Source organism: Lelliottia sp. RWM.1 (assembly GCF_016859735.1).
Taxonomy (GTDB): Bacteria; Pseudomonadota; Gammaproteobacteria; order Enterobacterales; family Enterobacteriaceae; genus Enterobacter.
The window spans coordinates 64,124-75,982 of the sequence record NZ_WLVC01000022.1; the positions used below are offsets into that span (position 1 = coordinate 64,124).

An 11,859-nucleotide genomic window follows, 5' to 3' on the forward strand; every position below is an offset into this window, starting at 1 on the left:
TGCGGCGTCAGGAGGAAAAGAACATGGAAAAGCTAAAAATGCATTCACCCAATCTCACTCAGGACAACATAGCCCACATTCGCGATCTGTTTCCTGGCTGTGTCACCGAAGCCAAGGGAGAGGACGGCTGCGTGAAGTTGGCAGTGGATTTCGACCAGTTGCGGCAGGAACTGGCCGAGTCGATTGTGGAAGGTCCACAGGAACGCTACCACCTGAATTGGCCGGGCAAACGTGAAGCCTTGCTTACGGCTAATGCGCCTATTGCTAAGACTCTACGCCCAGTGCGCGAGGAGAGTGTTGAATTCGATACGACGAAGAACCTGTTCATCGAGGGCGATAACCTTGATGCACTGAAGCTGCTGCAGGAGACCTATCTCGGCAAGGTCAAGATGATTTACATTGATCCGCCGTACAACACCGGGAACGACTTTATTTACGAGGATGACTTTGCCGAAAATGCAGACGAATACTTGCGTCGTTCAAATCAAGTGGATGAAGACGGAAATAGATTGGTGGCCAACACCGTATCGAATGGCCGCTTTCATTCCGATTGGCTCTCAATGATTTATTCACGGCTTCGTCTTGCTAGGGGGTTATTAAAAGAAGATGGTGCTGTCTTTATCTCGATCAATGATGCTGAATTTGAGAACTTAAAAAGCATAGCCAGTGAAGTTTTTGGTGCAGAGAATTTTGTTGGTACGATGGTTTGGGCTGCAGGAAGAAAGAATGACTCGCGCTTTATATCGGCGTCACACGAGTACATTGTTTGCTTTGCGCGTAGTATGAATGCTCTTAAAGAGCAAGGAGCCTCGTGGCAAATTCTGAAAAAGGGCCTCACCGAAATTGAGAAAACCTATTCGGAGTTGCGCCGTAAGTTTGCTGGTGACGATGCGGCTGTCGAAGCTGGCTTGCGGAAATGGTATGGCAGCCTCTCCGATAGTGATCCAAGTAAGCGGCATAAACACTATCAATACGTTGACAAGCGAGGTATCTATTTTGCAAGTGATCTTCGCAAACCACAGCCTACATCGCGTTCGCGCTATGAAATTTTGCATCCAATAACTGGGAAGCCAGTGAATATGCATCCTAATGGTTGGTCATTTGCCCCGGAGCGCATGAAGGAGCTACTTGCTGATGAGCGCATTCGATTTGGTGCAGACGAAAAGACGCGGCCAACATTGAAGGTATATCTTCACGAGGCAAACAAAGAAGCTGCTTATAGCGTTTTCTATCAAGATGGGCGTGGTGCGTCAATTCGACTTGATGCGTTGATGGAAGCACATGTTTTTGATTTTCCGAAAGATGAAACTATCATTCAGGCACTAGTGGAAATGACCACTGCGGGCGACGATATCGTGATGGATTTTTTTGCGGGATCTGCGACCACCGCGCATGCAACTCTTGCAGCAAATCGCGTAGATGGTTCGTCTCGAAGATTCGTCATGATTCAACTTCCAGAGGAGATTAATGAGAAATCAGAAGCGTTCAAGGCTGGCTACAAAACCATCGCAGATGTGAGTAGGGAGCGCATCCGCCGCGCGGGCCGGAAAATCGTTTCTGAATCTGCCAATGGCAGCATGGACATCGGGTTTCGCGTGTTGAAGATCGACACGTCCAACATGGCCGAGGTCTTCTACACACCTGATGCTGTCACTCAAGTTAGTCTGCTTGACGCCTTGGATAACATCAAGCCCGACCGGACGCCCGAGGACTTACTGTTCCAGGTGATGCTGGACTGGGGCGTTGACCTCGCCTTGCCCATCGAGAAGAGGGCTATCCAAGGCAAAGATGTATTCTTCGTGGATAGCAACGCGCTGGCTGCCTGCTTCGATGTTAGCAGTAGCATCGACGAACCCTTTGTGAAGGAACTGGCCAAGCATCAGCCGCTGCGCGTGGTATTCCGCGACGCGGGCTTTAAGAACAGTGCGGTCAAGATCAACGTTGAGCAGATTTTTACGCTCATGTCGCCCGTCACCGAAGTGAAATGTATCTGAGGGGACGTGCAATGAAGCTTAAATTCAAACATCAATCCTATCAGGCTGCCGCTGTGCAGGCGGTCGTCGATATTTTTCAGGGGCAGCCACCGGCCTCTAATGCAGCCATGAGCTATCGCCTTGACCCTGGTAATACCAAAAACGGCATGGATGATCTGTTTGCGCTAGATACCGGTTTTAAAAATGCTGAGCTAACCCTCAGTGAGGTTGCCTTGCTTGATAACATCCAACTGGCACAGCGCCAGCAAAACCTGCCGTTATCGGATAGCCTGGTCAAGAACAAGGTCGCCAGGCTAAATCTTGATATCGAGATGGAAACCGGTACGGGTAAGACCTACAGCTACATCAAAACGATCTTCGAACTCAACAAACAGTACGGCTGGAGCAAGTTCGTTATAGTGGTGCCGAGCATTGCCATCCGCGAGGGCGTGGCCAAGTCGTTCGATATCACGGCCGAGCACTTTCAGGAGACCTACCACAAGAAGGCGCGCTTCTTTATTTACAACTCTAAGCAGTTGCACCATCTGGAGAGCTTCTCCTCCGATGCCGGTATCAATGTCATGGTGATCAACGTACAAGCGTTTAACGCCACCGGCAAAGATAATCGCCGCATCTACGAAGCGCTCGATGATTTTCAGTCACGTCGCCCGATCGATGTGATCAGCGCAAACCGCCCTATCTTGATCCTCGATGAGCCGCAGCGGATGGAGGGGGACAAGACGCTCGATTCCCTGGCGAATTTCAAACCGTTGATGGTGTTGCGCTATTCCGCTACCCATAAGACCACACACAACAAGATCCACCGCCTGGATGCGCTCGATGCCTACAACCAGAAGCTGGTGAAGAAAATTGAGGTGCGCGGTATCTCGGTGAAGGGACTGGCGGGAACCAATGCCTATCTTTATTTACAAGCCATCGAAATATCAAACAAAAAACCGCCAGTTGCGGTTGTGGAGTTCGAACAGAAACTCAGCGGTGGCAACATTAAGCGCGTCACTCGCAAACTCGGTAAGGGTGACAATCTGTTTGTGCTATCGAACGAGCTGGATCAATACCGCGATGGGTTTGTGGTATCGGACATCAATGCCAATACGGACACCTTGAGCTTTACCAATGGCGTAGAGCTGACGGTGGGTGATGCGACTGGTGATATTTCCGAGATAGCGCTGCGCCGCATTCAGATCCGTGAGACGATCAAGGCGCACTTTGATAAGGAGATGGAGCTCTTCGAGAAAGGGGTGAAGGTTCTCTCGTTGTTCTTTATCGACGAAGTAGCCAGGTACCGGGATTACTCCGCAGCCGAAGAAAAGGGAGAGTACGCAAAAATCTTTGAAGAGGAGTACGCTAAGCACCTTCAAGAAGCGTTTGATAATGGGCTTATGGAGGCGGACTCCCCTTATGCTAAATATCTACGCCACATTGCGGCCGATAAGACGCATAGCGGCTACTTTTCCATCGACAAGAAGAGCAAGCGCCTCACCGATCCCAAGGTCGCTGCACGCGGTGAAAATGCGGGCTTGTCGGATGACGTAGACGCTTATGATCTGATCCTCAAAGACAAGGAACGGCTATTATCACTCGCTGAGCCAGTGCGTTTTATCTTCTCACACTCGGCCTTGCGTGAGGGTTGGGATAACCCGAACGTGTTTGTTATCTGCACGCTCAAGCATAGTGATAACACCATTTCACGTCGCCAGGAGGTCGGGCGCGGCCTGCGTTTGTCCGTCAATCAGAATGGTGATCGCATGGATCACCCGTCCATTGTTCATGACATTAACGTACTGACAGTTGTGGCCAGCGAAAGTTACAAGGACTTCGTAACAGCCTTGCAGAAGGACATTAGCGAGTCCTTGTCAGCTCGTCCGCGTGTGGCGGACAAGGCCTACTTCACGGGCAAGTTGCTGAACACGAACGAAGGCCCGGTTACGGTATCGGACGACCAGGCCACGGACATCGAGTTTTATCTGATCCAGAACGGCTACGTCGATAAGAAACGCAATATCACGGAGAAGTACCATCAAGCTAAGAAAGACGGCACGCTGAAGGCATTGCCGGATGAGCTGCAACCCTATGCAGAGCAGATATTTCAGCTGATTGATAGCGTATTCAGCGAAAGCCAACTCATGCAGATAGACGACGGTCGCAAGCCTAAAAGGCTGCAGACCAACGCCAACTTTGAAAAGCAGGAATTCAAGGCGCTGTGGGGGCGAATCAATCGCAAGGCTACTTACAACGTGTTGTTTGATGATGTTGAGCTAGTGAACAATGCGATCAAGGCGCTCAATGACAAGAATGCAGGGTTGCGTGTGACGCCGTTGCAATACACCATTCACCGTGGCGAGCAGACTGATACGGCAACTTACGATGGCCTCAAAAAGGGTAATGCCTTCGAGCTGAAAGTTACCGAAACAGAATCGCACAACGCCTCCATCCACTCCGCTGTGCAGTACGATCTGATTGGCAAGTTATCAGAGGGGACGTTGCTTACAAGACGAACCGTTGCCGAAATTCTTAAAGGCCTCAATGCTGACGTCTTCGCACAATTCAAGAGCAATCCGGAAAGCTTCATTGCCGAAGCCATTCGCTTGGTCAACGAACAAAAGGCCAATATCATTATCGAGCATCTGGCTTATGACACGCTAGAAGACAAGTTTGATTTGGACATCTTTACCACGGGCCAGAGCAAACAGGATCTCAGTAAGGCCGGGAATAAATTGCAAAATCACATCTATGACTACGTGCTTACCGACTCTGCGATTGAGCGTAAGTTTGTCGAAGAGCTGGATACCAGCAAGGATGTGGTGGTATATGCCAAGTTGCCACGTGGTTTTCTGATCCCAACCCCTGTCGGCGATTACAACCCCGATTGGGCCATTTCCTTCAAAGAAGGCTCGGTCAAGCATGTGTATTTCGTTGCTGAGACCAAGGGCTCGATGTCGTCACTGGATTTACGGCCTATTGAAGCTACCAAGATTAAATGTGCCCGTAAGTTCTTCGATGAGATCAACAAGAAGTTTGCTCCAGGAAACGTGAAGTATGACGTAGTGGATAGCTTCGGTAAGCTGATGGAAGTGGTCAAGTAAGATACAAAGGATTGGCCATGTGGTGGTGAGATTATGGCGCACACAAATTGCCACCTATGCACATGGCCGCATCTGAGCTTTCGTCCGGCATCTCTTGTTTGCGTTTGTATTACGGCGTTAGTTCCCATCTGAAAACGGCCGAGCAATGCTTTGAGGTAAGATACTTTAGCTGCGATTAACTTATCTGTGCGCGTGATGCAGCAGACCGAATCAGTGTCTGAGGAACATGTAGTCATCGGCAATATTCGCATGACGATAAAGGGCGGCTTAACGTTTATCTTCGGACTTGAATCCGACTACAACAAAAAGGAAATGAGCTAATGACACTCAGGGATATGCGAAAAACTCGTCAGGGAACCAGCCAGAATATCCAACTCCAACCGGCAGATGCGATTGTTGAGCAGGCAATGTAGCCATGGGAAATGTATCCTATCAGGTAAAAAAAACGAGGATGCTGCTAGAACAGCGCCTCGCTATTCCGTCATACCAGCGCCCCTACAAATGGCAACAAAAACACGTCAATCAACTAATTGATGATGTGTTAACCCACCAAAATAAACAGAGCTACCGCCTTGGGACTGTGGTGTTGCACCGGGATAAGTTAAAACCTGCTTATGAAGGTGAACTCGATATCGTTGATGGTCAGCAGCGCCTTCTGACCTTAACCTTGCTTTGCTCAGTGCTCGATCAGAGTGATGAGTTTTCAACGCCCCTGTTGGAACAATCTTTTGCTTCAAGGGTTAGCATCAATAACCTTGAGCACAATGCCAAAGTCATTGAGAACCGCCTCGTGGGACTAAATGATAACGAGCGCAAATCACTACTTCACTTCGTGTGTAACAAGTGTGAACTGATCGAAGTGACGCTCGATGATTTGAGCGAAGCCTTTCAGTTTTTCGACTCGCAAAACGCCAGGGGTAAGGCCCTCGCGCCCCATGACTTACTAAAGGCATACCATTTGCGCGAAATGATGGATGCTACAGAGCAAGCGGAACGACTACACCACGTTAGTTTATGGGAGCAAGGAGTCAGTCCGGATGATGAATCCGCTAACCTTCACCTCATTATGGGCGAGTATTTGTTCCGCCTGCGCCGATGGCTGGATGGCGATTATGGCGTGCAGTTCAGCCGCCACAATCTTGAGGTGTTCAAAGGCGTCAACCTTTCCACCTCTGATTACCATTATCTGCAGTCTCTGCTCGCCCTGGATTTTGCGGTTGAGCACTACAATAACGACCCTAACAGGAAGTGGGACAAGCAGAATAAACCTTATCCGTTTCAGGTTAATCAGTTAATAATTAACGGAAAGCGCTTTTTTGAGTATATCCAGCACTACAAATCCCTGCATCACACCCTATTTGAAGGTGACAACGCGCTGCTTGGCAATTTCTTAAAAAAACATACCCGTTACGCTGGCAGTTCACGCAAAGGGGATATGTATATTAAAAATCTCTTTATGTGTGCAGTGATGGCCTATTACGATAAGTTTGGCGATAAAGAATTAATTCAAGCCGCAACAGTCTGTTTTTGTTGGAGTTACTACTTGCGCTTGCAATATCAAAAAATCGGCATGGACAGTGTTGATGGTTATGCGCGTGAGCCCCGAGGACTATTGAGAGTGCTCGATAAAGCGATCCACCCACAACAAGTCCTACGCTTTCAGCCAAAGCGTTGTATAAACATTCGTTTTCAAAATGCCAAACCCGTAGAAGATTCAATCGCTCAGATGCAGGGAGATGTACATGCCACTGAGTAACGATTTAGCCTTGCTGACCATCGAACAGTTATTCAGCGCTGATAGCCATTATGTTATCCCTATTTATCAGCGTAACTACGCCTGGGGCGCGCAGGAGATTGAACAGCTTATTCGGGACATTGCCGATGCTGCTGAAGCCCTTAAAAATGCAGAGCAACAGGAAGACCCGAAATACTATCTGGGCAGCTTGGTGGTATATGTCCGAGATGGCGCTGATAGCGCACACCAAGGCGTAATAGTCTATGAAACGATTGATGGACAGCAAAGGTACACAACGCTGTCGATTTTGCTCGCATACTTAAAAAAAGTTGCTTGCTGCAGCGAACAAGATTTATCCCCGCTTCACCTAAATCTCGACTTTGACAGCCGTCCTAAATCAGCCCGAACGCTACATAACCTGTTTCAACAGGCTCAGAGCAATGATCCTGAAGAACCCTCAATCCGAGCGGCGTTTACTATTATTGAACGCTACTTTGAGAAAGAGAACATAGACACCAACAACTTTTGCCGATATCTACTCCAGCGCGTCACTATTTTGCGGGTTCCGGTGCCAACAGAGACTGATCTCAACCACTACTTTGAGATCATGAATAACCGAGGTGAACAGCTAGAAAAACACGAAGTGTTGAAAGCGAATTTGATGTCAGTTTACAGCGGTGAAACTGCTGCAAGAAACGGCTTTTCTGCCATATGGGATGCCTGCGCTGACATGAATCGATATGTGCAATTGGGCTTTAGCTCAGAGGCTCGCAAAGCATTATTTGGTGAGCAGTGGCTAGGATTCCCGGCGAGTTTTGAGGTGATAAAATGTGCTATAGAAACTAATCCTGATACACACGAAAAGCCGACGCTACGGGAAATTATCAAAAGGCGACGCTTTCATCACACTGATGACAACGATGAAAAAGCAAAAGAGCAGCGTTTTGATTCGATTATCGATTTCTCCAACTTCCTACTGCATGTGCTAAAAGTGACAGTGGATAATGCCGTGTCTTTGGACGATAAAAAGCTACTTCAGGCATTTGAAATCATAAAAAATGACCGAAAAAAATCACTCAGTTTGCTTTTAACTTGCTGAAGTTTAGAGTCTTGTTTGACCGCTATATCATTAAGCGCGATCAGGCTGAGAAGTGGAGCCTGCTGACACTTGAGTACTATGCCAGAGACAGGAATTCGAGCTTTAGCTACAACAACTCTTTCGATCAAGATGAACTGTCTGGTGTAAATAAACAACTAGCGATGATCTTGTCGATGTTCCATGTCTCCCACCCTGCCTATGTTTATAAACGATGGCTCAATCGCTCGCTGGACATTTTGAATACCCTGACTTCGGACCAACTTAATGTTGACGGAGCTGCTTACCTCAGGGAACTTGAACAACTCAGCCACGAGTTCCTGTCAGAGATTTGTGGTGAAACGGAACAATTCAATGTCGAAGCTCTGCATCGTGGTACCGGTGTGCAGAACTTTGTGTTCAATTTACTCGATTATCGTTTGTGGCGTGAGCTTAATGCTGGCCAATCATTTGATGGTAAAGGGCTTAATAATCCCGAGATTAAGAAGCATTTTGACGGCTTCCAGTTTTCACCGAGCCGAACATCGGTTGAGCACTACTTTCCTCAAACCGATCCCTCTGGCGCAAACAAAATGGGGGATGATGTCCATCGTTTCGGTAACCTCTGCCTGATCTCACCAAGCAGCAACTCGAGACTTAGTAATTATTCACCAGCAGACAAGAAAAAATTCTACGTCGAAACAGAACGAGCAGAGAGCCTCAAACAAGCCATCATGATGAGCTATAAGGAGTGGGGTCCGGATGGGCAAGGCCTCAACAACATAGAAAGCCATGAACACGCGATGTTGACATTGCTCAAAGAGCATCGAGATAAGACCTTACCAACCAGGAAATAATGCGTGCAACTGTGTTTTATAATATCAAGTGTGATTACAATCGCTGGCGGTGCCATAGCGCCGTTGGCAGTCTCAGCTCTGAACTATTTGAAAACCAAAACCTTGATTAAGGCTGTGCCTATCTTACGTCAGTTGGGACAGTATGTTATATAACCAAATTAGACGTCAGGGTTCCAATATTTGTGGAATCCTGAAAAGCTTGATACCTGCGACCGAGAATGGCTGTGAAGTATTTAGATCACTGGTGATGATGCAGTGATCCGATTGGACTGAGTCATAACATCTCCTTAATTTTCGCAAAATTGTCACGGATATCTAAATGGAGTCGAACGATTCAGGCGGGGTAGCCGCCAAGCACGGTTTCTTATTTCAGGACTGCGTAGCCGCTTACCATGTCACCCGAATGCTTCGTGACAAGACTATCCGCAGTGTACGCTGCGAGGTCACAGACGATATCGACATTGTATCTGATAGATACATCGACTTCGTTCAGGTAAAAAGCACGGGCAAAGCACGTTGGAACATTTCTGACATCGTTCAGAATTCAAAAGGTGCTGATAAAAAGACGATCCCCTGCAGTTCAATTTTGCACAAATCAATGCAGTGTGAGTCTGACCTGTCCCTTGGACGTAGGTACTCCATCGTCACAGAGGAAAAGGTCAACAAAACCCTGGAGTACTTGACGATCAGCCCAAACGCTCGGCTAGATAAGCCAGGTCGACAGGAACTCATCGATGACCTTAACAAACGCACAGACAATTTTTTAACAGACTCAGGTATAAGCGTTTCAGATTGGATCGATGCGGCTATATGGGAAGTGTTTTCATCCCTGCGAGAACTTGAACTTCTAGGGATCAAGAACATACGGCTGGCCTCCCATGATCTACATGGGGTCATTCTAAGTTCCGAGACCGTCGCTGAAGACATTTGGTGCCGCATCCTTGATACTGTGACGCGCAAGGGCGAGCATTCTCGACGCATTCACAGTGAGGATGACAAGTCCTACTTACGACCAGACTTACTTGAGTGGTTCAAACAACGTGTCGAAGATGACCAGTCTCGGTCAGGACGCAAAATCTACGTAAAACGGGACTTACCCCACATCCTCACGCCATTTAGAGCGCCTATGGCTTCGGTCTGCGCTAAGCGTAAAGGCCAAGTTCTACATCAACAATACTCGCTTAAGAAATACCGCTACAAGCACATCGCGGATAACGTCTGCCAATGGTTGGATGAGGTATTTCTCCGACCAAAAGAAATGTCTGATATTCATAAACTGACACTCATTGAAAAGCGAGAGCGACTAAAGAATTCCGTCTTCAAATCGCTTCATGACGTCAGCGAATTCTTGGGGCGAGTGTTGTTGCATGCAACGATCCGGCAGCACCACGAAAGCCAGCCTATCCCTTGCATGCTATACGTGGAAAAAGCTGGGGCCGAAAAAATTCTTGAAAACGTGCATATCGTTCGCCGCGATCCAGAAGGTGATCAGCTTTGGATTGGCTTCAGCGAGTTGGTGACAGATATTGACATTGCCGTCAGATTGCCGCAGATACGGGATCGGTTGTACGAGGACATTTCGGATTGCATCGATACAGCACGCAGAAAGATCCTCGACATTAAAGACGACAACTACCTGCTTCGCCACGACATTGACGAAATTCTTGATGGCAGCCAACCTTTCGATGCTCACCTCGATCGTTTCACGTTTGTTCTGTTCGTAGGCTACGACTCGAACCTACTAACCGAGCCTGAAACGCCGGGGTTTGAGGATGACCTGGAGAAGGAAACGACAGTGCTATTCGAAAGATTCGCGGCTGACATCATCGAGGATTCACCGTTCGCGAATCTTTGCATCCACGTGTTCATTTATCCAGCTCCGAGTCTTGAGCGGTTAACCCAATTGGTTGATGAGAAGGTGAGAGAGGTCGTATGACAGAGCTCTATGAACAGGCGAAAAATAGTCTGCAGGGTGAGGACTTCTCATCTTTCAATTACCTGTTTACGGTTAACAAGCTGTTGTCCAATCCTGTTTCGTATGACTTGGGACGGGACTTGATCGTACGTGCTCTCGATTCGCGCGAGCGGTTTTCCGAGCACACCACAATTTTGAAAAATATGGTGAGAAAATCAGGTTTGTTCCCGTACCTCAAAAAAGAGTTCACTGGCCTGACACCAGACGACCTGAGGGTACTTGAGCTATACCGAACGCCATTCTCGGATGGTTACGTTTTCCACTCAATGCAGTTCCACATATTCGATCTGCTCAAGTCCGGCCAAAACGTGGTACTGAGCGCTCCTACAAGCATGGGCAAAAGCGCAATTGTCGATTCGTTGCTCGGCATGGGAACGTTGAAGCGGCTCGTTCTGGTTGTTCCGACCGTGGCTCTTGCCGACGAAACCCGTCGCCGACTGCAAGAACGATTCGGTGACCGATATCAGATTATCCACCACAGTTCCCAAGTGTGCCATTCCGATCAGGCTGTCTACGTATTAACGCAGGAGCGAGTGAACGAGCGTAACGACATCATCGACATTGACCTCTTCGTCATTGACGAGTTTTACAAGTTGGCGTTCCGGCAACTGAAAAGCGGGGCCACTGATCATCAAGACGAGCGAGTCATTGAGCTCAACATTGCGTTGAGCAAACTGCTTAAAGTCTCCAAGCAGTTTTACCTGACTGGACCGTTCGTAAACAGTATTCGCGGTCTCGAAAGACTTGGATATCCGCATACTTTCGTTTCCACCGACTTCAATACGGTCGCACTAGATGTTCAGACGTTCGGCATTAAAGCGAATGACGACGAAGCCAAGCTCAAAGCGCTGGGGGAGATCGCGCACGCATGCGTCGACGCTACGATCATTTATTGCAAGTCACCAACTGTTGCCGGCCAAGTGGCGCGCGAGTTGATCAGGCTTGGGCATGGCACTCTAACTAAAAGTCCTCATATCGACTGGATCAGCGAAGAGTTCGATGCCGACTGGGATTACGCGGTCGCACTAAGAAACGGTATCGGCTTGCATTTTGGCGCGCTACCTAGGGAAGGTGCGAATAAGCAGGTCATTTCTTCCCAAGCTGACTCGCTGATTAAAATTTCGCGGATCTGGGCCGATT

Annotated in this window: 7 protein-coding genes; all 7 read left to right on the forward strand. The window is 48.2% G+C overall.

Annotation, left to right across the window (positions count from 1 at the left end):
* Positions 1–23: 23 nt before the first annotated feature.
* Positions 24–1,994: a site-specific DNA-methyltransferase gene (locus GF617_RS16035; RefSeq protein ID WP_203452075.1), complete on the forward strand. Its 1,971-nt coding sequence runs from the start codon at positions 24–26 to the stop codon at positions 1,992–1,994.
* 11 nt (positions 1,995–2,005) lie between these two features.
* Entirely contained in the window at positions 2,006–5,077 is a 3,072-nt protein-coding gene (locus GF617_RS16040; RefSeq protein WP_203452076.1) for a type III restriction-modification system endonuclease, read from the forward strand.
* Between the two features lie 415 nt (positions 5,078–5,492).
* A complete protein-coding gene (locus tag GF617_RS16045; RefSeq protein ID WP_203452077.1) occupies positions 5,493–6,833 on the forward strand; it encodes a DUF262 domain-containing protein in 1,341 nt (446 codons plus the stop codon).
* Entirely contained in the window at positions 6,820–7,911 is a 1,092-nt protein-coding gene (locus tag GF617_RS16050) for a DUF262 domain-containing protein (protein ID WP_203452078.1), read from the forward strand. Before GF617_RS16045 ends, GF617_RS16050 begins: the two co-directional genes overlap by 14 nt.
* 173 nt (positions 7,912–8,084) lie before the next feature.
* On the forward strand, positions 8,085–8,744 hold the full coding sequence (locus tag GF617_RS27155) for an HNH endonuclease family protein (protein WP_239006504.1): 660 nt from the start codon (positions 8,085–8,087) through the stop codon (positions 8,742–8,744).
* 319 nt (positions 8,745–9,063) lie between these two features.
* Complete coding sequence (abpA, locus tag GF617_RS16065) at positions 9,064–10,680, forward strand: anti-bacteriophage protein AbpA (RefSeq protein WP_203452079.1); 1,617 nt, start codon at positions 9,064–9,066, stop codon at positions 10,678–10,680.
* Positions 10,677–11,859: DEAD/DEAH box helicase (locus tag GF617_RS16070; protein WP_375290474.1), on the forward strand; the 1,183-nt coding region annotated here is incomplete at its 3' end. The genes abpA and GF617_RS16070, both read left to right, overlap by 4 nt.